Genomic DNA, 23,385 nt, shown 5'->3' with positions numbered 1-23,385 from the left:
CGCGTCATGCCAGAACAGTTTCCCGCCCCTCTTGCGCTCGAACGCGACGGCACCGGCCAAACTGGGCGGTCCCTGCCCGCCCTCGCCCCGGAAACCGCCGTCCTGGACGAACGCGGTCCCGCCGATGGGCTGGCCTTCGCCGACGCCTTCGCCCGGATTCTGGCCTATCGCGGCTTGGATGGCCGCGTCGATGGCGATTGGCAGGGTTTCCTGAATCCCGCCGGGCTGGACCCTTCGGACCTGCCCGCGCTGTGGCGCGACATCGAAGCGTTCCTGGCCAAGCCGGACGCCTACGACGCCGCCAGCCCGCACCGCCGCCCGCATCTGGTGTTGTTGCTGGCCTTCCTGCGTTTGCTCGGGCTGGCCCAGGCCCGGCTCAACCGGCTGACCCGCGACCATCTGGATTTCTATTACCGCCAAGTCTTGGGCCTCGCGCCCCGGCCGGGACGGCCCGACCATGTCCACTTGATCGCCCGGATCGCGGCGGGGATCGAGCAGGCGCTGTTGCCCGCCGGTACCTGGCTCGAAGCGGGCAAGGACGAGCAGGGCCGGACCCTGAGCTACCGCACCGATACGGCTTTGACCGTCCACCGGGCGCGGGTGAAAAGCCTGCGCTCGGTGTTTGTGGACAAGCGGGTGATCGGCCTGCGCGAGGCGCGGGAAGCCAGCGAAATCGACCAAGCCGACCCGCTCTTGGCCATGGCCGCCCTGGTCTATGGCGACCCGGCCAACCACGACGCCCTGCCCGCCTATCCCGCCACCGGCCAGGTTCCGGACGCGCCCTTGCTCGACCAACTGGACCGGCTATTGGCCTTCGTCGGCGGTGGCTCCCAGGGTGGGTTTTATCTGGATTTCCAGGAATTCCGCAGCCTCGTCCGTCTCAAGGACCGCCGCCTCCAAACCGCGCGGGCCGATTGGCTCGCCATCAACGCCACGCTGCAAAGCATCGGCAAGGCCGTCACCAACAATCCCGCCTTCGCCATCGTCCCGCCCGACTCGTCCGAGTTCTGGGCCAACCTCAAGCGGGCCTTGGGCAACCAAGCCCCCGATTTCGCCAGTCTGCCCGAGGGTTTGCGGTCCCTGGAAGATATTTATTGGCACCGCGACAGCCAGGACGCCCAGAGCTTCATCGTCAACAAGCTCCGCCTCGCCCCGGAACAATTCGCGGCGATGATGGCGAAAAAGATAGAGATCGACCCGGATTGGCGCGTGGTCAACGGCCTTTTGGAAGCGGCGGCGCAACGGCGCGGCGGGGACGCCAGCTACCGCTTGCTGAATGACGGTCCCGACAATCCCTATGGCCGGGCTTCCACCGCCTTCGCCCAGAATTTCCAAAAGGCGCTGGCCGGTTTGGATTTCACCCCGGTCAAGGGCCTGTTCGAACCCGAGGCCGGTACCACCGACCTGGACCGTTTTGCCGCCGCCTTGGAGCAAGTGGAAGCCTATTTCCACTGTCCCTTGGAAGATTTCGACCTTCTGGCGCGGGTCCGGCGACCGGCGCGGCGGGCCGATCCCAAACAAAAGCCATCGCCCGCCGAATGGGAGCGCGTCTACGCCATTCTGGCCGCGGCCTATACCCGCAAGGTCTACGCCGACCGCCGTGCCCAGTTGGACGCCCTCTGGCGGGAACGGGTCCGGGACGGCCTGGACCCGGCGGGTCTACGCCAAGCGCAGAAAGCGGCCTTGGAAGCCATGGCGCGGCTGGCGACGGGCGAGCGCGTCCGGCCCGTGGCCGAATTGCCGGACCTATTGGCCAGGGTTTGGCCGCAAAGCGGCGAAGGCTCGCAGGTGTTCGCCAAGCTCGCGGCGCTGTTGTTGAGCGAGCAAGCACCGCCTTTGACACCGGTGGAAGCTCAAGACGCCATTGCCGGCCTGGAACTGGCTTGGCGCAACCGCGAAGGCCGTCCCCCCGTGGCCCAGCGCGAGGAATGGCTGGGCCTGCACGCGGCGGCGGATGCCACCTGGGTGCGGAGCGCGGACGGGGCCGGTACGCCGCGGTGGCGCACTTTCGGGCAAAGGCGCGGGATTCCCGCTACGGACCCGGCCCCGCCGCTGGGCTGGGCGCTGGCCTCGCCCTTGCTCCGCCTCAGCCAGGGCGAACGCAGCGTGGTATTGACCTTGGTGTTCCAGCCCGATAACTACAACGCCAAGGATATCGCCGCCTTGCTGACGCAGGAGGGGCGTCCGCAACCCGATCCCCCGCCGTTCCAAGTCGGGATCAGCGGCGGTAAGGATTGGGTGGCACCGGACACCCTACAATGCGAAAGCATCGACTACCCCCTGCCCACCACCGGGAAACTGTATAAAGCCTTGCGCCTGACCCTAGGGTTCAAAGCCTCCGCCCCGGCGCTGGCCGCCCCGGTGGACGGGGCGAGTCCCTGGCCGCTGCTCAGGCTGCTACCGCGGCAGGACGGCGGGATGGCCGCGCCTTATGTCTTGTTCCAAGCCCTCGCGCTGGAACGGGTATCGCTCAAGGTCGGCGTCGTGGGCCTTGCCGATTTGCTCCTGGCCAACGACGAGGGCGCGTTGGTGGCGGGCCGGCCCTTCGAGCCTTTCGGCTTGTCCCCGGCGGCGGGGTCGGCCTTGTTGTTCACCCATCCCGAACTGGCGGGCAAGCGCCTCGACAACCTGAGCCTCAACCTGCCCTGGATGAAGCTGCCCGCCGCCGACCTGGGCGGGCATTACCAGAACTATCCCGCCTGGACCTCGGCCCCGGCCAATACCGCCTTCACCGCCAGTCTCAGCTTGGTGGACCACCGCCTCGCCGTCCCGCTGCTAGACAAGGTGGCTTTGTTCGACGCCAAGGACGCCCATACCCCGCGCAAGCTCGGCCCGTGCAACGTCCCGGCCCGCCTGGCAGGCGACTACGCCGCGCCCGGCCCGGACGGCCCGGCTTCTTGGCCGCGCTATTTCCGGTTGGAACTGAACAGCCCGGATTTCCAGCACGGCAACTACGCCACGGTTGCCGCCGCCAAGGCGGTCGCCCTGGCCCTCGCCATCGCGGGCGAGGGCACGCCCAATGCCGCCGATTACCAAATCAATCCGCCTTATACCCCCAAGCTCAAGTCTTTCAGCGTGGATTACCAAAGCTCGGTGGAGATCGCCCTGGACCCCGCCGATCCTTTGGCCTATGGCCTGGGCGCGGAGCGTCTCTACCATTGGCAGGTGTTCGGCCATAGCGAAATCCAGCCCGAACCCGACACCGGCTTATACCGCTTCCTGCCGTCCTACGGTTTCGAGGGCGAGCTTTATATCGGCTTGGAAGGACTGGCCGCGCCCCAGGATATCAGCGTGTTATTCCAACTGGCCGAGGGCAGCGCCGATCCCGATCTGGAACCGCCGCCGGTGGCCTGGAGCTATCTGTCCGGCAATCAATGGCACGATCTGGGCGGTGGTCTCCTGGCCGATGGCACCTCCGGCTTGCTGCAACCGGGCATCGTCCAATTCCGCCTGCCTCCGGCCGTGCCCGGCACCTTGCTACCGCCGGAGCTTTATTGGCTCCGCGCCGCCGTCGCCCGCGCCGCCGACGGCCTGTGCGACAGCATCGACATCCTGGCCCAGGCCGTCGCCGCCACCCGCGCCGACGCCCCGGAAGGCGCGGCCCAGCCGCTCCCGCCCCACACCCTCCGCAAACCCGCCACCCCGGTGCCGGGCATCGCCGCCATCGAGCAGCCCTATTCCTCGTTCGGCGGCGCGGCGGATGAGGCCGGGGCCGCGTTCGACCTCCGCGTCAGCGAACGCCTACGCCACAAGCAACGGGCCGTGGCGCTGTGGGATTACGAGCGCTTGGTGCTGGAACGCTTCCCCGCCATCTACAAGGCCAAATGCATCCCCGCCGCCGCCACCGACCCCACCGGACTGGGCCGGGTCGAGGTGGTGGTAGTGCCCAATATCCAGGGTCGGTTCCCCTTCGACCCGTTCGCGCCCAAGGCCACCGCCGGGCAACTCGCCGAAATCGCCGCCTTCCTGCGCGAACGGATGCCGCCGCTGGCGGACCTGCGGGTGAAGAACGCCCATTACGTGCCGGTGCGGACCCGTTTCGCCGTGCGCTTCCTGGCGGGCCGCGATCCCGGTTATTACCGGCCCCTGTTGAATGAGGAACTCAACCGCTTCCTGTCGCCCTGGGCCTACGCCGAGGGGAGCGACGTGACCATCGGCGGCGGCATCTACGCCAATGCCATCATCGACTTCCTGGAACGGCGGCCCTATGTGGACTACGTGGCCGAACTCAAGCTGTTCAAGGACGAGGACGGCCTGGGCTTCCGGCGGGTGGCGGACGAGGGTGGCGGCTACCGGGTCCGCGCCGACCGGCCCGACGCCGTGCTGGTGGCCGACCGCCAGCACGAGATCGACCTGATCGCCGAGGCCGGTTTCGTGGACGCCGATTTCACCGGCATCGGCTACATGAAGATCGAACTGGACTTTATCGTCAACTGACCGCCGCCCCATTCGGAGAGCCGCCATGCCCGTGGATATCAAAACCAAAGACCGCCTCGCCCTGAAAGCCTTCTTCCGCAAGAACCAAATCCCCACCGAGGGCAATTTCGCCGACCTCCTCGACGCCATGCTCAACCAGAAGGACGACGGCATCGCCAAACCGGCCGGCGATCCCTTGTCCATCGCGGCGGCGGGCGACGCCAACACCCCGCAACGGCTGATCAATTTCTACGGCGGCTTCTCCGATCCCGGCCCGGCCTGGACCCTGCAAATGAACCCGTTCGCCGATTCCAACCTCCCGGCCAGCGCCCGCGCCGGGTTCTCGATCAGCGACGGCCAGGGCCGCAGCCGCCTGTTCATCGACCAGGCCAGCGGCAACATCGGCATCGGCACCCTGCAACCCGCCACGCCCTTGCATATCGTCACCAAGACCGGGGCCGAGGGCGCGGGCTATGGCAATCCCATGTTGTTCGGCCAGCACATCGAATTCGGGGCTACCGGCCTATGGGGGCTCAAGAACAGCTACGGCATCCTTCACACCTGGGACGGCGACAGCTTGTTCGTCGGCCTGAAGGACGAAGGCCCCAACCGCAAGGACGCCATCATCGTTTTCGGCGACGAAGCCAACGACAACCTGCGCATCCTGTTCGCGGCCAACGGGAGCAATCCCCCGACCGAATGCCTCAAGATCAGCGGCGCGGGCGGGGTCAGCGTCAATGGCGCATTCATCCCCAGTTCGGGCAACAGCGAAGCCAACGGCGTCCTGTTCCCGAAAAATCCCGGCGGGGGCACCGGGGATGCGGCTTGGCTGCGCTATTACCCGCGCAGCGGGGAAGCCTGCACCCTGGAACTCGGGACCGCCAACGATCCCGACGACCATATCGCGCTGATGCCCTCGGGCGGGGTCGGCATCGGCACCAACAGCCCCGGTGCCAAACTCGATATCCTCGCCACCACCAATACCTGGGGCGGTTGGTTCGAGGCCATCCGCCTGAGCCAGGCCGCGCATTCCGCCATCACCCATCCGGGCGGCGGCTTGCTCTTCGGCATGCACAGCGACCGCCGTTTCTATTTCGCCGATACGGTCGAAGGCAACTACATCATGACCATCGACGCCAATCCGGCGGGCGGCGGCAATGTCGGCATCGGCACCACCGTCCCCGCCTTCAAGCTCGACGTGGCCGACCGCATCCGGCTGCGGCAGGGACCGAACGGCGCCACCGCCGGACTCTGGTTGTTCCAATCCACCCCCAACAGCGACCGCGCCTTCATCGGCATGGCCGGCGACAACGAAGTGGGCTTCTGGGGCAACAGCGGGGCCGGCTGGGCTTCCACTGTCGATACCACCACCGGCACCACCAAGCTGCTGGCCAGTTCCAACCCGCTCTATTTCACCCGGACTTGGAGCGGCTTGCCGGACGGCGTGACCAATGTCTCCGAGATTTCCAACGACACCGCCGCCCACAAAACCCTGATGATCATCGGCAACAAATCGGCCGGCCTGGGACGGCGGGTGTCGGTGTGGGACCGCTTCGAGGTCAACGGCACCTTCGTCAACAACAGTTCCATCGAACACAAACAAGATGTCGAGGCGCTGACCGAACCGGATTACCAAGCCCTGCACGCCAAGCTGCTGGCGACCCCGATCTACCGCTACCGCTTCAAATCACCCGGCATCGACGCCAAGGTCCGCCTCGGCGTCATTTCCGAACAATCGCCCGGCGAAATCCTCGACGAGACCGGCAAGTTCGTCAGCTTTCTCGATTACGCCGGTTTCCTGTTCGCGGCCTTGAAGGCGCAGGCGCAGCAAATCGAGCGCCTCGCGGCGCGGGTCGCGGCGGTGAGCCCGTAATCCATGCCCGCTCGCGGAGGCCGGGGTCCACACCCTGGCCGCTACCACCATCCCATCCCAGGCAAGTCGCAGGCAGGCCATGAATCCGACCGACCCCACACCAGCGCCAGAACCGTCCCTTAACGATTACGCCGCCCTGCGCCGCGAAGGGCTGCGCCAGTTGGAACGGCTGGCCGGTTCCCAATGGACCGACTTCAACGCCCACGACCCCGGCATCACCATCCTCGAACAATACTGCTACTCCCTGACCGAACTGGACTACCGCTGCGGCTTCCCCCTGCAAGACCTGCTGGCCCAGGGCGGCCAAGACCCTTATGCCAGCCTGCCCGGCCCGGCCCGCATCCTCTCCTGCCGCCCGGTCGCCCTGGCTGATTTCCGCAAGCTGGCGTTGGACGTGCGCGGCGTCAGGAACGCCTGGATCGAAGCCATCGACACGCCCGAACCCCCGGCTTATTTCGATGCCGAGGACGGCCCCGTCCCGGACCCGGCCCGGCGGGGCGGGATACGGCTGCGGCCCGGACCCGGCGCGGAAGCGCTGGGCCTGCGCGGGCTGTACCGGGTGCTGCTGGAAAAATCCAAGGCGCTGGACGTGCCCAGCGCCGAGCTGGTCCAGGCCGTTGCCACCCGCCTGCATGCCCATCGGCCCTTGGGCATGGATTTCGTCGCCTTCGAGGTGATGGAAGAGCAAAAAATCCAGGTCCGGGCCAGCCTTGAAATCGACCCCGCCGCCGACCCGGAACGGCTGTACGCGGCGGTCCTCGACGCGCTCGCCGCCACGCTCTCGCCGCCGGTGCCGTTCCAAACCCTGGCTGAAGGCAGGACGCAAGGCCTGGGGATCGACCAGATCATGGAAGGACCGCCGTTGGCACAAGGCTTCATCGACGCCGCCGCGTTGGCGGCGCTGGAACGCAAAACCGCCCTCCGGGTTTCCGACTTCGTGCGGGCGTTGATGGACGTGGCGGGGGTCCGCATGGTCAAGCATCTGGCCCTGGGCGACGGCGCAAGCTGGGAAGCCTGGTGGCTGAAGCTGGAACCCGGCAAAACCCCCGGACTCGATCTGGCGCAGCTGGATATACGCCTGGAACGCGGACAGATCGAAGTGGGCTTCGACCGGGCCGCGGCCACCGGGCGGCATATCGCGGCCCAGGCCGGGCTGACCTACCGTCCGGCGCGGCCCGAGGCCTTGGACCTGATCCCGCCACCGGGCCGCGACCGGCGGGTAGAGCGCTATGATTCGGCCCAACACCAGTTCCCGGAAATCTACGGCCTGGGCGAACTGGGCCTGCCGCCGGAGGCCGATACCCGGCGACGGGCGCAACTCGCCCAGTTACAAGCCTATCTCTTGTTTTTCGATCAGCTCCTGGCCAACCAATTCGCCCAACTCGCCCATCTGCGCGACCTGCTTGGCTTCGACGGCGACGAATCCCGGACTTATTTCGCCGCCGATATCGATGATCCCAGCCTCCGGTTGGATGATATTTGGCGGGTCGCCGCCCAGGAGCGGCGGCTCGACTACCTGGGGCTGGCGGTTGAAAGCCCCAGTGCCGCGCCTGGATTCCTGCTCGATCCCCCGGCGGCGGCTCCCGTTCCCGCCGACCCGGCCCGCCGTCACCGCCTGCTCGACCATTTGCTGGCCCGCTACGCCGAGCGCTTCGCCGACCCCGGCGAATTCCGGCGGCAATGGGACGGGTCCGAGGCGCTGGCCCAGGCCAAGCGTGCTTGGCTGCGTGGTTATCCCGCCCTCAGCGCCGACCGTGGCACCGGCCACGACCTGTCCGCGCCCTGGAATCCCGACTCAGAACCCGGTTCCGGCCTGGAACGGCGCTTGCGGCTCAAACTCGGGCTGGACCCGGCCGATCCTGGGCAGCATTGCCATGTGATCGAACATCTGCTGCTGCGCCCGGTCGCGGGCGATCTCGGCCAACGGGAGTGGCCGCTGCTGGCCGATGCCCGTGCCGCCGATCCCTATTCGCTGCAACTCAGCGCGGTGTTTCCCGGCGGGCCGGACGGCCCTTGGGCCGATCCCGGTTTCCGCCGCTTCACCGAGCAAACCCTGCGCGAAGAAACCCCGGCCCATCTCACGGCCTACGCCGTCTGGCTGGGACCAGAAGAATTCACGGGGTTCGAGGCGGCCCGCCGGGTTTGGCTGGACAGCCAGCAACAGGCGCGGAGTGGCCTAACCGGGCCGGACCCCGAAGCGGCGCTCCGGCTGGGCTTCGAACTGCGCGACGCCCGCAACCGGGTGGCCGACTGGCTGGGTCTGGGCCGGAGCTATCCCCTGGCGGATTTGCCGGTGCGCTACACCGACACCGTGGCCTGGGGCCAGCGCGGCCAGATCAGCCTGCTCGCCAGCCAACCCGGCGTCCTTTACCAATTGCTTGGCCCGGACGGCCAGCCCTTTTCGCCCACTATCCAGGACTATGGCGATGGCGGCGATTTGAACCTGCCGACGCCGACCATCATCGACGATATCCGTTTCGCCCTCCGCGCCAGCAAGACCCACACCTGGACCTGGGCGGCGGTCGCGGAAGCCGATGGCAGCGTCCTGGTGGCGGACAGCCGGCTCGATACCCGCTATGAATTGCTCCAAGCCAACGGTCAGCCCTTCGCCCCGCCCATCGCGGCGGATGGCAAGGAACCTGGGCTAAGGCTGACGCCGCCCGTCGGCGCGTCCGGCGGTTTTTGGGTGAGGGCGACCAAAACCCTGGCCCTGAAGCTGTTCAATCCGGCGGCCAAACCCAACGAGGATGGCACCTTGTTTCCGATCAGCGTCGGCCTGGACCGGAGCCTCGCCGCAGGCATCGTCGATGCCGACTTGCTCATAGGCACCGCCCAGGGACCGCAGGATGCCCGCATCGTGGACTATGGCGGCACGGTCCAGGTCGAGGTGCAGGCCAGCCAGGCCGGAGTGGATTACCGCTTGGTGCGGCTCCTGCCCAATCCCCAAGGGGCGGACGACATCGTGGTAGACCCCGCCACCCAGGCTCCGCTCGGGCTGAGATTCATCTCGGGTGCAACCCCGGTGCGCGGCGATTCGCATACCATCGCCTTGCGGACCCAGACGATGCAGGAAGACACCGATATCCGCGTCTTCGCCCTCAAAACCTTCAAGCCCGGCGATCAACAAAAAACCCAGAAAGCCTTGCTGGACGCCATTCTGCCCTTGAAGGTCCGGGCCAACCCGGCCCTGGCCGTGGCCGCCACCCCGGCCTGGGTCGATTATGGGAGCGGGGCGGCGGTGGCGCTCAAAGCCACGCAAACCTCGGCCAACTATCAATTGCTGACCCGTCCGCTGCGCGATGGCGAATTCGTCCGCGACGGCGGCACCGCCGCCTTCCCCATCCCCGGCCTCGCCACCCCGAGTATCGCCCTGCCCCCGAATCCGACCCCGGACGCGGTGGCGACCGGCGCGGCCCTGCCCGGCAACGGCGGGAATTTGGCCCTGCCCCTGGCCGGCCTGAAGGAAGATACCTTGGTGGTGGTCGCCGCCCTCAAAGCGCATACCGCCCAGCCCGGCCAGCCCCCGGTGCCCTCGCGGCTGCAATTGGTCCAGGCCACGGCGGTCCTGGTCCGGCCCGGCCAGGATGCCGACTTCCCCCTGCGCTTGGTCCGCAAGGACGGCGCGGCGGCGACGGGCCTGCAACAAGGCGCGACCTACCAGGTGTTGAACGGCCAGGCCGGGGTGTTCTATTACTTCCGCCGCGCCGATACCCAGGAAGTGCTGGGACTGCCGGTGTATTTCCATAAAGCGGGCAAGGGCGTGGATCAATTGCGGGTGGAAGTCGATTGGGTCTTGACCGGCGGATCGCCGCCGCCGGAATGGGATTGCCCGCTGGACCTGGACCCCGCCGCCACGCTGTCGATCCGGGCGGTGAAGGCTCAGACCGGGCTGGACACGGTGTTCGTCCGTGGCGTCGCCGCCCTGCTGGCCGGGGCTTAGGCGGATATGGGCCGGCAACGCCACGCCATCCTGCGGCAGACGGTCGAACTGACCGTCGCTAACCTGGACGAGGCCTGGCCCTTGCAGCAGCGGGCCAGCGCCCTCTTCCAGCGGCTCGGCCCCTGGTTGGAACGGCATTTCGACGCGCTCGGCGCTCCCGAGTTTTTGCACCGCATCGACCGGCTGGAACTGGACCTGGGAGTCCTCGCCGCCGGGCGGCTGGAACAAGACTTGCCGGACCGGCTGGGCGCGGCACTGCGCCTCGCCCTGGCCGGGCATCTGCAACGCCAAGCGACCGGCGACCCGCCACCCCGGTTGGCCTCGGCGCTGGAACTGTTCACCCATTTCGTGCGGCAAGGCTATCTGCCCTGGTGGGCCGATCTGGCCCGGCCCGGCCAGCCCCAGGCCGCCTTGGACCTGCTATTGCGCGAGGCTCCGGCGCTATTGGCGCGGCGGTTGCCGGAATTGGCGCAGGACCGGAACGCTCTGCGCCGCCTCGCCGCCCAGTTCGAGGACCGGCCCTTGATCGCCCTGGCGGTGTTGGCGGCTCCGGCCCTGGGCGGTTTCCTTCCGCCGCTGGCCACGGTTTTGTTACACCTGCCGACCGCCGCGCCCACCACCTTCAGAAGCCAGGTCTGGCAAAGCCTGCTGCCCGCCGTCGTGCTATCCGAGCCGCCCGTTGCCGACCGGCTGGATTTCAGCCGGGGCGTGTTGCTGCGCCTCGCCCAGCGACAGGCCATGCCCTATCCGGCCTTGGTCCGGGCTTGCGTCGAAATGTCCACCGATGCGCCCGGCGCGGTGCGGGTGGTCGCGGCGGCGCTGGCCGAGGAATGCGGCTTGGCCGGATCGCCGCGGGTTTCCCAATTCCATTGGGGAGCCGATGCGCCGCAAGCTCCGGTTGCTGTGGAACCAAGCACCGGGCTGTCCTCTAGGAATTTCCAGGCGGAACCGGGCGACGCGGCTCCACCGCTTCATACCGGAAACGCCCCGGCGCGGGTCCGGCCCGAGCTGCCCGCCAGCGCCATGCCAGCATCCGGGCGGGTGGAACCGACGATGGGAGTGATGGACGGGGAAATCCGGGAATCCCTGGACCGACCGGCAAACCATGCCGGACACCCGGTCCCGCCGGGAGACGCCGCTATGCCGCCGCGGGAACCGCCCTCCCGCCAACCCCGACCGGCGGACGACCCGCCCGGCGGCCCGGACGCCCGCCATTCCGCGCCAAGCCCGCCCGGCCCCTCTGCGGGACTGGTGGATGAATCCGCCGCCGGTTTCAGCGAGACCGGGGCGATCTATCTGGACAACGCCGGGCTGGTGATCCTCTGGCCCTTCCTGAAAAGCTTGTTCGATCGGCTCGGCTTGTTGCGGGAAGCGGATTTCCGCGACGCAGCCGCCCGCCAGCGCGGCGTGATCCTGCTGCACTATCTCGCCAGCGGCCTGACCGAACCGCCCGAATATCTCCTCCCCTTGAACAAACTCCTGTGCGGCCTGGACCTGGAAACCGTGTTCGAGCCGGAAACCGCGTTGACCGAAGCCGAAACCGCCGAAGGCGAACACCTGCTCGCGGCGGTCATCGACCAAGCGCCGATCCTCAACCATATGTCGATCCAAGGCTTCCGGGGAAGCTTCCTGCTGCGGGCCGGTGCCCTGTCGGTGCGCGACGGCGCTTGGCTGCTGCGGGTGGAGCGGGAAACCTACGATCTGGTGTTGGAGCGCTTCCCCTGGGGCTTTGCCTGGGTGAAATTGCCTTGGATGCCGCTGCCGTTGCGGGTGGAATGGTGATGGACGCCCTCGCCGCCAACGCCCGCGACCTGGAACGGGAAATGGCCTGGCTGGCCGGGCTGCTGGATACCCGCTTCAAGCGCTTCTTCCGCCAGGAACCGGCCCCCGCCGCCGTGACCGATTGCGTCCCGCCCGACCTGGACGGTTCGGACTCGCCCTATGCCGGTTTCCTCCGCCATTACCGGCTGGGTTTCGCCGAGCGGGTGGTGTTGGCCCTGGCCCTGGCGGTGCCGGTCCGGCCCCAGCTCTTGGATATCTTTTTCCTGAAAAACCAGCGCTTCGACCGCCGCTTCACCGAATTCGGCGGCATCCACGGGGCGGCGGGAGATTTCCTGCCGACGGTGGAAACCGCGCTGTTCCTGTTGGCGGAGGACTTGGCCGGGCGGTTCGCCCTGCTGGAATTGTTCGGCCCGGAACATTTCTTCTCCGCCCATCATATTTTCAGGCTCGATCCCGGCCCCGGCGAACCCTTGCTGAAAGCCCCGCTCCGGCTGGCGGCGGATTATCTCGCTTTGTTCACCACCGGCCAGCCGCATCAACCCGGTTTCGGCGCGGACTTCCCGGCCCGGTTGATCCAGACCCGGCTGGATTGGGACGATTTGGTGCTGCACCCCGGCACCCGCAAACAGGTGGAGGAAATCGACACCTGGCTGCGCCATGGCCGCACCTTGCTGGACGACTGGGGCATGGCGGCCAAGCTCAGGCCGGGCTTCCGCAGCCTGTTCTATGGCCCGCCCGGCACCGGCAAAACCATGACCGCCTGCCTGCTCGGCCAATCCACCGGCCATCCCGTCTACAAGATCGACCTCGCCGCCGTGGTCTCCAAATACATCGGCGAAACCGAAAAAAACCTCGCCAAGGTGTTCGACCAAGCCGAACACAAGGGCTGGATTTTGTTCTTCGACGAAGCCGACGCCTTGTTCGGCAAGCGCGGCGAGACCAAGGACGCCCACGACCGCTACGCCAACCAGGAAACCGCCTTCCTGTTGCAGCGCCTGGAAACCTTCGACGGGGTCGCCATCCTCGCCTCCAACTTCCGCGACAACCTGGACGAGGCGTTCTCGCGCCGTTTCGAGTCGGTGATCTATTTCCCCCTGCCCCGCCCCGAGGAACGGATGAAGCTCTGGCGGCAGGGCTTCCCGGTCCGGGCGGCGCTGGACCGGGATATCGACCTCGACCAAATCGCCCGCGAACACGAGCTATCCGGCAGCGCCATCATGAACGCCATCCGTTACGCCGCCCTGGAAGCCCTGCGCCGCGACAGCGGAACCATCAGCCTGGGCGAGGTGCAGCAAGGCATCCGGCGGGAATACGCGAAGGAAAGAAAGGGCGGCTAACCCTGAAAACAAAGGCAGGCGCAAGATGAAAGACCATGACCGCACCCCCGACACCGTCCGTGCCGACCCCGACGCCCAGGGCGCGGCCACCCCGCATCCGGGCTATGGCATCGACCTGCTCGACCGGCCACCGGGATTGCCGGCCCCGCTCAAAGCCGGGGTCGAACAACTGTCCGGGTTGGTCATGGACGATGTGCGGGTGCATTACGACTCGCCCAAACCCGCCGGTTTGGGGGCGCTGGCCTATGCCCAGGGCAGCGATATTTTCCTGGGGCCGGGCCAGGAACGGCATCTGCCGCACGAGGCTTGGCATGTGGTCCAGCAAAAGCAGGGCCGGGTACAGCCGGAGGCACCGCGCCTGAAAGCCCGGCGTCCCCTCAACACCGAACCGGCATTGGAGCGGGAAGCCGACGCCATGGGCGCGGCGGCGGCGCGGGCCGCGTCCGGCGGACCCGGCACCGCGCAGGCCCGCGTCCAGCACGACCCGCCCCCGCCGTATCTCCCCGTGGCGCAGTTGAAAGGCCGGGAGCCCCCCAAGGCCAAGGCCAAGGAACCGGCCAAGTTCTACCAGGAAGTCATCGAAGCCCTGGACAGCCTGTCCGAGTGGTACATCCCCAGTTCCGGCCTGCCCTATATACGGAACCTGCTGCGGCTCTGCGAAGCCACCGAAGCGAAGGACTTGGCCGCCGTCCAGAAATGGGTGCCCCTGGTGATGGCCGATCCGCCGCCTTCCGGGGCACCTTACGAGCGCTCCGAAAATTTCGTTAACGACTTGCTGGTCCGCATCCTCGAAATGGGACTGGACCGGGAAGCCTTGCGCCTGCGCACTTTTTTCCGCGGCGGCGGCCGGAGCGAACCGCCTATTTCCAAATTCGGGGCCGACAAGCGGCTGTGGCAACGGCTCGCCTATCGCGCCATCGAGCAGGCGGATTTCAGCAAAGCGGAGGCCGCCACGGCCAGTATCGATCAACTGCTGGCCGCTTTTTGGCAGATCCGCCGGGAAGCGGAGCGCCTCGATTTCGACAAGGTCAAGCAAAGCCGCGAACTTGGCAAGCTCACCGATGCCAGCGACCCTTACGGTCTCACCGAAAGCGATACGCTCGCCAGCTATTTCTCCGCCCTCATCCACCAATTACGGGAACTGGCGGTGCCGTTGTTCCGCGCCGTCCATACGCTGATGGAAGACGCCGTGGCCCGTTTCGAGGCCGACGCCGCCAAGGACGGCGAAGCCGCCTTGCAACGGCTCGAATCCGTCCTGGACGGCAAGCTCAAACCCGCCTTCGATGCCGTGGTGGGCGACCGTCATTTGGGCGGACTCAGCCTGGAAGCCACCCGCAGCGCCTTCACCGACAAGGGGGGCGAACACCGGGATTATTTCGACCGGGGCAAGACCGGGGGCAAGCGCGGCGTCGCCATCGATTTCTTCGACAAAGACCAAATCGGCGGGGTGGAAAAATATCTGCCGGTGGCCAGGATTTTCGCGGTCCGCAAGAACCAGATCGGCTTCCTCCGGCGCTTGTATACCCAGGAAAACCGCGCCGCCATGGGCAAGCACGCCCTCAGACTGGAGAACATCGACGATTGGCGGGGTTTCCTGGAAGCCCAATATCTCGCCAAGGCCGAACCCCAGGCGGGCGAGGCCAAAGCCGCCAAAGCCGGGCCGCTCAAGGCCGATGCCGACGCCTACCGGGCCGTCATCCGGCTGTTGGAAGGCTACGCCGACGCCTTCACCATTTCTACGCCCTATAACATCGAGGATTTCGTCAAGCGGGAGGAGGACAACTATCTCAAGCGCCCCTACCCCCGCGCCCTCACCGGCCAGTTGATCCAGGACTGCGGGGTCTACGCCCTGCGCTGGGTGTATATGCTGTCCCTGCTCAAGGAAAAGCTGAAGCTGAAATTCAGCCTGATCGTGTTGCCGGTCCATGTCGGCCTGATCGTCACGGGCGCGGGCTTGCCCACCTACATCATCCACAACGGCAATTTCCACGAAGTCACCGACGCCAAACTCGCCGCCCTGCGCAAGGACTGGGAACCGCCCGATCCCAAGACCTCGGAGCCGGACGCCAACCGGCAATTGCTCGCCACCGTCGCCGCCGGGATGTTCAGTATGGGCGTGGACCTGCCGTTCCGCCTGGAAGACCTGCCCGACCACCTCAAGGCTAAGGATTCCGCCTTGAAGCCAAACCTGCAAAGCTTTTACGAAAAGAAGGTGGTGGGCAAAAAGCTATTGGCCGATGACCCCAAGGCTGGTATCTCCCAATTCCAGTTGCGCTATCTCGACCTCAACAAGGAAAAGAACCGCATCCACAACGAACTGGCCATCCCCGCCTGGAAGAGCGCCCGCGGGGTTTGGCTCAAGCACCGCGACAAGCTGCACGCCGAACTGGCCAAAGCCTTCGTGGGCCAACCCCACGACTACCCCGCCGCGAGCGCGGCTTATCTCGCCGACCTGGACCAGGACCCGGCATTCTCCCATCTGAACGATGCCCTGAAGCAACTGACCCAGCGGCGCAACGCCGTCTCCAAAGACCTGGGCGAGCATCCGGCCCTGGTCGCGCCGGGTTCCAAAGTCGCCCGCAGCACGCTCGCCCCAAGCAAAGGCCGCCAATTGATCCTGGGTTGGGAATATCAACTGCAAGAACACCGGGAGCATGTGGCCGATTTGAAGAAGGCGCTTGAATCCGGTGTCCCGGAGGACTACATCAAACCGCCGTTCGCGGACGAAAAGGACACGCTGGAGCCGGTGTACTGAACGGTCCTACAAGCCCATGAAAGACCCGGCCCCCCCATCCCAGCGACATCGGGCGGATTCCCCGGCCCGCCACCGCGATAGCGCCGGGACCGCCGGGGCACCGCCCGCCTATGGCATTGCCTTCCTCGACAACCAGGGGATCGATCCTACCCGTCGAACCGGGGGATTCCCGCCATTCCATGCCGGGGCCGCGACCGCCATTCCGCCTGTCCAAGAACCCCGCCCCACCGCCCAGCCCGGCCTGGAAAGCCAAGCGCAACCCCGGCGCGATACCCTGCCCCCGCGTTGGCCGGAGTCCGTGGGCGGCACCGCCGCGAGCACCAAACCCGAACCGCCGTTCCCCTTTCCCGTCTCCGGGACGATCCGGGCCGCAGGGCGCGGAGCCAGCGATTTCCGTGCCACCGTCCCGCCCGCGCCGGCAACCGTCCAGGTTTCTCCGCCCGGCCAAGCGCGGGGGACGCAGCCTTTCCTTGCCCTCGCCACCCAGGCCCGCTCCGCGGCCAGGCAGACCGCCCAGCCGGGCAAATCCGCCCCACCCACCACCGCCATCGCGGCCAAATCCGAGGTCAAGCCGGAAACCGCCGCGCCCGCCGTAGCTGGAGCAGCCGTGCCATCCCCCAGCGTCCAGTCCTTGGCCGAAGAACCACCCGCCACGCCCGAAGCAGCCAAGACCCAGGACCGACTCGACGCCGCCGGGCCACCGACCGGAAACCCCACCCCGGAGGACACCGAAGCCACGCCGGAAACGATAGCGCCTCCGCCAACCGACGCGGCAAGCCAGCCCGCGCAACAAGCCCAGCGCCTCGAACAAGCCGAGCGCGAACACAGCGAAGCCCAGCGCGACCCAGCGCAGGAAGCAGCGCAGGCCGAAACCCCAGCGGAAACCGCAGCCCAAAAGCCCCTGGAAGGCGAACCGGAAAGCGTTGAACTCAGCGCGGATGAAAAAGCCGCCAGCCTCGCCGCCGTCGGCGAAGACGTGGGCGGCGGCGAATCCGCGCCCGGTGGTGGCGGCGGGGGCGGGGGCGGCGCTGCCCCCGAACCGGCCCCGGCAACGCCCGACACCGCCGCCATGACCCCGGAAGACGGTCTCGGGGCCGCCGCCCAACTCCCGGTGGGGGCGGCGGTCAAGGCGCTGGGCGGGGTCGGCAGCGCCGTGGACCAGGACGTCCAGGCGGAAGGCACCCGCCTGCAAGCATCCATGCCGGAAATCGAAGTCGGCGGCGACGGCGGCGGTTCGGCGGTCCAGCCCCTAGCGACCGGGAACGCAACCGCCAAGACCCCGCGCAGCCCCTCGCCCAGCGCCCAACCAGTCCCCAAACCCCAGCCCCTACCCGAACCGCCGCCCACCCCGATCCAAAACCTTCCCGCCCCGCGCCTCGCCCCCACCGCCGATGGCGCGCTCAGCGCCGCCGACGCCCAACGGGTGCAAGCCTCGATCCTGGCCCTGCCCACCACCGACCCCGGCCTCGAAGTCACGGCGGGACCGTCGCCTCGATTGCACCTCGCGGGCGACGCCGACCCGGCCCAGATCGCCGACCAAAAAGACAAGCTGGCGGGCAGCGTCGCGGCCCAAACTGCCCAGGGTCGGGCCGAGGTCGCCGTCCCGGCGGGCGAGGACGATATCCGCGTGCGCCGTCCCAAGGAAACCTTGCAAGCCAAAGCCCCCGCCCTCCCAGCGGGCGGGGCCGGAAGCCCGTCGGAAGACGCCGCGGAAACCCTCGCCATCATCGCCGAGGCCAAACAAGGCAACGCCGTCCGCGCCGCCCTCGGCCAAGCCCAGGCCCAGGTCGCGGCCAAACAGGCCGGGCATCGCGCACAGGTCGCCGAACAACAGGCACAGACCCGCCAGCAACTCGACCAACTACAAGAAGACCACGCCGACCAACAAAACGAGGCCCGCCGCCAGGTCCGTGCCGAAGTCGCCCAGGCCCGCGCCGATTGGACCGCGGACCAACAGCGCGAAGTCGCCCAGGCCGGCGCCAAGACCCAGGCCGAACTCGCCCAAGGCGAGGCCAGGATCGGCCAGGAGCAAAAACAAGCCGACGTACAAGCCAGCGCCCATATCGAAGCGGGCGAGCGCCAAGCCCTCCGCCACCGCCGCGACGCCGAATCCCAGGCCGGTGCCAAGAAGCGGGAAGCCGAGGGCGAACTCAAGGGCGTGTTCGGCTGGCTGGCGGATAAGGCCACCGCCTTCTTCGACCGGCTCAAACAAGGGCTGATGGCGATCTTCGACGCTGCCAAGCGGCTGGTCCGCGCCGCCATCGACCGGGCCAAGCAACTCGCCGTCGCCGTCATCGAAAAAGCCCGCGCCGCCGTAGTCGCCCTCATCCGCGCCATCGGTGCCGCCTTGATTGCCATCGGCGACGCCCTGCTCGCCGCCTTCCCCACGCTGCGGGCGAAATGGCGGGCCTATATCGAAAGCAAGGTCAAGGCGGCGGAAGACCGGGTCAACCAACTGGCGGACAGTCTCAAGCGTGGGGTGCAAAAGCTGCTGGACCGCCTGGGCCAAGGGCTGGAATCACTGCTGGCGGGCTACCAACACGCCTTGCTGGCAGCCCTGGATGCCGCCAAGGCGGCGGCGCTGGGCGCGATCAAATCCGCCCAAGCGGTGGCCGATACCCTCGGTGCCTTCGCCGCCATCGTCAAGGACATCGCCCAGAATCCCGATGCCTGGCTCGGCAAGCTGGCCGCCGCCGTCAAGGACGGTATCCAGCACCACCTGTGGTCGGCGCTGTCCGGCGCGGTCAAGCAATGGTTCAACGACAAGCTCGACGCCGTGCTGGGGATGGGCGCGGCGGTCTGGGGCGTCCTCAAGCAAGGCGGGCTGGCCCTCAAGGCCATTGCCGCCATGGTCTGGCAAGGCTTGAAGCAGGCCATCCCCTCGGCCCTGATCGGGCTCCTGGTGGAAAAATTGGTGGCGATGATCGTCCCGGCGGCGGGCGCGGTGATGGTGGTGGTGGAAGGCATCCAAGCCGCCTGGGGTTCGGCCCGGCGCATCCTCGCCGCCGTGTCCCAATTCGTCGAATTCCTCAAGGCGGTCAAGACTGGCGGGGGCGCGCCGCGCTTCGCCGCCCTGCTCGCCGCCGCCGCTGTCGCGGTCGTCGATTTCGTCTCCAATTGGCTATTGAAGAAACTGCGCGGTCCCGCCGCCAAGGTCGGCGACAAGATCAAAGCCATCGCCAAGAAAATCCTGGACCGCGTCAAAAACCTCGCCCGGCGGGCGGGCCGCTGGCTCAAGGGCAAGTTCAAGCAACTGGGGGCCAAGCTCAAGGGCTGGAAGCAGAAGTTCGACGCTTGGCGCAAAAAGCGGAAGGACAGGAAGGGCCAGGATAAAGACAAGGAACAGGAGAAGCGGGAACGGCTGAAAAAGGCGGTGGAGGCGATCCGGCCACAAATCCTCGCCATGGCTGGCAAGGGCGGCATCAAAAGTCTTCTCCTACGCGCCAAACTGCTGGGCTGGCGGATCAAGCACAGGCTGAGCAAACTCGAATTGGTGAAGAGCGGCCGCAATATCGGCGTCCGGGCCGTGGTCAATCCGACCGAGGACGTCATCCAGAACTGGGTGGAACTCAACCTGGGCGAGTTGCGGAAGATGATCCAAGGCATCGCCGAGGACTTGCTGGACCGGCCCGAGGTGCAAGCGGCCTTCGACGAGATCAAACGCCGGGAAAAGCCCATCCACGCCGAGCCGGAATCGCCCAAGCCGACCAAAAGCGCCCCGCTCGCGAGCGCCACGGCGGGATTCGACGGCTCCGGCCAAGCGCTGGCCTTGGCCCTGCGCCAGCGCGGTGCCAAACCCCACGCGCCCTATTACGGCGCGGACCGGCCCTCGCACCCGCCCAAACCGGGTAGCAGCCTGGCGCTGCTACCGGCCAAGGACGATCCCGCGGCGATGCGCGTCACCCAGAACGCCACCCGCGCCGCCCTGGGACGCCCCGGCGCGGTGGTGTTCCGGGACGCGCTGGACGAGGGCAAAAGCTATCCCGAGTTCGTCAAGGAGGTCCGGGCCCTACAGGGAAAAGGGATTGCCGATACACAAATGGCGCGGCAGGCGGCCAACATCCTGCGCGGGGACGCCGCGGGGGGGCCGCCGGAAAGTCGCGGCTTGGCGGCGGCGGTGGCGGTGATGGTGGGGGTGGAAGGCGGCAGGAGCGACCGCGCCTTGGTCATGATGCCCGAACTTTTGCGAACCGCCGCCGAAGGCAAGGGCTTGGCCCACCTGCCCGGCCCGCAAGCGTCCTTGACCCTGGCGCAAGCCTTGGAAACCGCCAATCCGGTTTCTCCCGGCGGGGCGGTGAGGGCGATGCACGAAATCGACAAGGCGGCGACCGGCAAGACCGTCCAAAAGGACTTCTCGAACAAATACCTTTCGCCGGAACAAAAAGCCGCCACCGGACATGTCGATAGGACGGATATCCAATACTTCGCCCATGTCACCGCGCTCAAGCTCGGCGGTGCCGCCGGTCTGGTCGGAAAAAGCGAGGCCGAGATCAAAGCCATGCTGGAGCGAAAAAACTTCGCCGCCGAACTACGCGGCTTCATCCTGGCGCGGGCGGAAGCAGCCCATGGCCTGGACCGCTTCCGCGAGCAGGGCGATCCCAAGGAGGAAGCTTAAATCCGCGCTTCAAGCCCGCCGCCACACCGTGGCGAGCCAAGGCTGTTGCTCGCGGGGCAGCCCCTCGGGCCGGTAATAATGCTCCAGTTCCACGAAACCCGCCGCCAGCAGATAGCCCCGCCAAGCTTCGATATCGTGGTAGGTGCCGTAGCGCGCCCCTTGCCAGCCCTCCTCGTTCCGGCCCCTGGGATTGGAGGCGAACAACACCCCTTCCGGCTTGAGCGCCGCCCGCAATTCGCCCAATACCCTGGGCAATGCCCGACTCGGCACATGGAACAGCGTGGCGTTGGCGAATATCCCGTCGAAATACCCGGCGGGTAAATCCAGCCGCAGGAAATCCTGTTGCCAGACCTCGCAGCCGCTGTGATCCCGCGCCATCGCCACGAACCGGGCCGCGCCGTCCAGGCCGATGGCCCGGTGTCCCAGCGCCGCGAACGCCTTGAGGTCGCGGCCCGGCCCGCAACCGAAATCCAGCACGGTGAACGGCGGTCCGCCCCGGATATGGCGCAACAAGGCGGCGATGTTCTGGCTGACATCGTGGTCGCGGGTGCCCTCGAAAAAAGCCTCGGCGTTGCGGTCGTAGTGGCCGAGGGTGGTCGTTGCGATCTGCTCCAAAGTATCCATGGTGACAAACTGGGTAGGGGCGGACGCATCCGCCCGGATGAGACCAATCGGGCGGACGGACCCGCCCCCCACGCACCGGGTTCAACCCGGTTTCGAGATAAAGATACAGCCCTCGAATTCGACCGTCCTGAAATTCCCCCGCCCGCCCCAAACCGATTCGGTCGCGCCCAACAGCAGCGCCCCGCCCGGTTCCAGCATCGCGGCCATCTGCGTCAAAATCCGTTCGCGGACCGGCGGGGTGAAATAAATCGTCACGTTGCGGCAGAAGATCAGGTCGAATTTGCCGAGCCATGAGAAATCGCGGGCCAAATTGATGGCATCGAAGCGCACCCGCAAGCGGATATTAGGCTGCAATAGCCAACGGTTATCCGCCTGCCGTTCGAAATAGCGTCCGCGCCGGGTTTCCGACAAGCCGCGCCGGATATCGAAGTCGTTATAGCGCCCCGACCGCGCCACGTCCAAAGCCGCCAGGGAAATATCCATGGCCTGGATATCGAAAGCGCGGGCCAATTCCGGTTTTCCGCGCTTCAGGCAAATCTCGTCGATCAACATCGCCAGGGAATAGGCTTCCTGTCCGGTCGAACAACCCGCGATCCAAATCTTGACCCTACCGCTCCCGCGTTCCAGCTTTTGCAATAGCATCGGCAAAATGGCTTTTTCCACCGCATTCCAGCAGGATTCATCGCGAAACCAAAAGGTTTCGTTGGTGGTCATCAAATTGATGACCATGGGTAACAAGCGCTCCGGTTCATAACGCAGGCGCAAATATAATTCGCCGTACCCCGCCAAACCCAGGTTTTGCACGAAATCGCGCAGCCGGGTCTCGACCAGATAAGCCTGGTCCTCCTGCAAATACAAACCACACTGATCGCGCAGCAAAACACTGATCTGTTGGAATTCCAGGGGAGTGATCGGGGGTATCGCCATCATATCCGTGGTGGGTTATAGCGCCAATCGCACGATCCGGGCCGCCAGTTCTTCCAAGGGCACCACCTCGTCGGCCAAACCGGCGTCGAATACACTGCCCGGCATTCCCCAGACCACGGAAGAAGCTTCGTCCTGGACCCAGCACCGACACAGGCCGACCCCGCGCTTGAGCGCCCGCACGCCTTCGGTGCCGTCGCGTCCCATGCCGGTCATCACCACGGCCAGCACGTTGCCTTTGAACACCTCGGCCACCGAAGCGAACAGCACATCGACCGCCGGGCGGCAATTATTGACCGGCGGGTCTTGGTTTACCGCCAAACTATATCCGCCGCCGGGAAACCGTTTCACCACCAGGTGTTTGCCGCCGGGGGCGATATAGATGATACCCGGCCCGAGCAATTCACCACCCTTGGCTTCGGCGACCCGCAAAGGCGATTCCATATCCAGTTTGGCCGCCATCGATTGGGTGAATAATGCGGGGAGGTGCTGCACCACCAATACCGGGCAGGGCAAGCGGGCCGGCAATTGGGGCAATAAGCATTCCAAAGCCTTGGGACCGCCAGTGGAAACGCCGATCACGATCAAATCGATGGGGATTTTCTGGGTCGGCGGGGAGGGTATGGCTTGGGGTTTTTTAGCCATGGGCGGTGGCGCTGGATGGGGCAGCCCCTGGCGGCTAAGACCGGCATATTTCCGGGTTTGTACCCACTGCACCAAGGGGCTGAGATACCGAGCCAACTCGGCGGTATTCTCCTCAGAATTCCCCCCTATCGGTTTCGCCACGAAATGCAGGGCACCGAGATTCAAGGCGCGGAGGGTGGCTTTGGCATGGTCCATATCGAAGGCACTGACCATGATGGCCTGAATATCGGGGAAAAGCTGCCGGACGCGTTGTAGGGTTTCCACGCCGTCCATACCGGGCATCACCACGTCCAATAGTAATAAATCGGGTTTCAGTATCGGTATCTTGGCCAGGGCGATGGTACCCGAAGCCGCCATGCCCACGCATTCGGCATCGGGAATATTGGCGATCACCGCCAGCAGGATTTGCCGGTAGGTCGCGCTATCATCGACCACCAGGATTTTCACGGGGTCATTCATAGATTAAAAACCATG

10 protein-coding genes are annotated in these 23,385 nt (G+C 66.5%); 7 read left to right on the top strand and 3 right to left on the bottom strand.

All coding sequences use genetic code 11. The features are described from left to right. The first annotated feature begins 6 nt into the window (after positions 1 to 6). The 7 genes from B9N93_RS22945 (at position 7) to B9N93_RS22915 (ending at position 20,718) form a co-directional block, all read left to right on the top strand. Complete coding sequence (locus B9N93_RS22945; protein ID WP_085216710.1) at positions 7 to 4,437, top strand: baseplate J/gp47 family protein; 4,431 nt, start codon at positions 7 to 9, stop codon at positions 4,435 to 4,437. Positions 4,438 to 4,462: 25 nt separating this feature from the next. Continuing rightward, positions 4,463 to 6,289: a hypothetical protein gene (locus B9N93_RS22940; protein WP_085216709.1), complete on the top strand. Its 1,827-nt coding sequence runs from the start codon at positions 4,463 to 4,465 to the stop codon at positions 6,287 to 6,289. A gap of 79 nt (positions 6,290 to 6,368) precedes the next feature. Continuing rightward, a complete protein-coding gene (locus B9N93_RS22935; RefSeq protein WP_085216708.1) occupies positions 6,369 to 10,229 on the top strand; it encodes a hypothetical protein in 3,861 nt (1,286 codons plus the stop codon). A gap of 6 nt (positions 10,230 to 10,235) precedes the next feature. Beyond that, positions 10,236 to 12,011, top strand: a complete 1,776-nt coding sequence (locus B9N93_RS22930; RefSeq protein ID WP_085216707.1) for a contractile injection system tape measure protein — start codon at positions 10,236 to 10,238, stop codon at positions 12,009 to 12,011. Beyond that, positions 12,011 to 13,348 (top strand): ATP-binding protein, encoded by a 1,338-nt coding sequence (locus tag B9N93_RS22925; protein ID WP_085216706.1) that lies wholly within the window; start codon positions 12,011 to 12,013, stop codon positions 13,346 to 13,348. Before B9N93_RS22930 ends, B9N93_RS22925 begins: the two co-directional genes overlap by 1 nt. A gap of 25 nt (positions 13,349 to 13,373) precedes the next feature. Beyond that, on the top strand, positions 13,374 to 16,103 hold the full coding sequence (locus tag B9N93_RS22920) for an eCIS core domain-containing protein (protein WP_085216705.1): 2,730 nt from the start codon (positions 13,374 to 13,376) through the stop codon (positions 16,101 to 16,103). 16 nt (positions 16,104 to 16,119) lie between these two features. After that, positions 16,120 to 20,718 carry a phage tail protein gene (locus B9N93_RS22915; protein ID WP_085216704.1) on the top strand — a complete coding sequence of 1,533 codons (4,599 nt, stop codon included), beginning with the start codon at positions 16,120 to 16,122 and terminating at the stop codon, positions 20,716 to 20,718. 9 nt (positions 20,719 to 20,727) lie between these two features. On the opposite strand, the gene B9N93_RS22910 is transcribed toward B9N93_RS22915, so the two are convergent. The 3 genes from B9N93_RS22910 to cheB form a co-directional block, all read right to left on the bottom strand. Then, positions 20,728 to 21,342, bottom strand: coding sequence for a class I SAM-dependent methyltransferase (locus B9N93_RS22910; RefSeq protein ID WP_085216703.1), 615 nt, complete (start codon positions 21,340 to 21,342; stop codon positions 20,728 to 20,730). An 81-nt stretch (positions 21,343 to 21,423) separates the two neighbouring features. Next, complete coding sequence (locus tag B9N93_RS22905; RefSeq protein ID WP_085216702.1) at positions 21,424 to 22,272, bottom strand: CheR family methyltransferase; 849 nt, start codon at positions 22,270 to 22,272, stop codon at positions 21,424 to 21,426. A gap of 12 nt (positions 22,273 to 22,284) precedes the next feature. Then, complete coding sequence (cheB, locus tag B9N93_RS22900) at positions 22,285 to 23,370, bottom strand: chemotaxis-specific protein-glutamate methyltransferase CheB (RefSeq protein ID WP_085216701.1); 1,086 nt, start codon at positions 23,368 to 23,370, stop codon at positions 22,285 to 22,287. Between the last annotated feature and the right edge of the window lie 15 nt (positions 23,371 to 23,385).

Source organism: Methylomagnum ishizawai (genome assembly GCF_900155475.1).
Classification (GTDB): Bacteria; Pseudomonadota; Gammaproteobacteria; order Methylococcales; family Methylococcaceae; genus Methylomagnum; species Methylomagnum ishizawai_A.
Note: the sequence above shows the minus strand (reverse complement) of the source record. Positions and strands in the feature narration are given on the sequence as shown.

Bases quoted from the DNA above. Each gene is read 5' to 3' on its own strand.
- B9N93_RS22945 (WP_085216710.1), top strand. From the start codon at position 7: ATGCCAGAACAGTTTCCCGCCCCTCTTGCGCTCGAACGCGACGGCACC.
- B9N93_RS22940 (WP_085216709.1), top strand. From the start codon at position 4,463: ATGCCCGTGGATATCAAAACCAAAGACCGCCTCGCCCTGAAAGCCTTC.
- B9N93_RS22935 (WP_085216708.1), top strand. From the start codon at position 6,369: ATGAATCCGACCGACCCCACACCAGCGCCAGAACCGTCCCTTAACGAT.
- B9N93_RS22930 (WP_085216707.1), top strand. From the start codon at position 10,236: ATGGGCCGGCAACGCCACGCCATCCTGCGGCAGACGGTCGAACTGACC.
- B9N93_RS22925 (WP_085216706.1), top strand. From the start codon at position 12,011: ATGGACGCCCTCGCCGCCAACGCCCGCGACCTGGAACGGGAAATGGCC.
- B9N93_RS22920 (WP_085216705.1), top strand. From the start codon at position 13,374: ATGAAAGACCATGACCGCACCCCCGACACCGTCCGTGCCGACCCCGAC.
- B9N93_RS22915 (WP_085216704.1), top strand. From the start codon at position 16,120: ATGAAAGACCCGGCCCCCCCATCCCAGCGACATCGGGCGGATTCCCCG.
- B9N93_RS22910 (WP_085216703.1), bottom strand. From the start codon at position 21,342: ATGGATACTTTGGAGCAGATCGCAACGACCACCCTCGGCCACTACGAC.
- B9N93_RS22905 (WP_085216702.1), bottom strand. From the start codon at position 22,272: ATGATGGCGATACCCCCGATCACTCCCCTGGAATTCCAACAGATCAGT.
- cheB (WP_085216701.1), bottom strand. From the start codon at position 23,370: ATGAATGACCCCGTGAAAATCCTGGTGGTCGATGATAGCGCGACCTAC.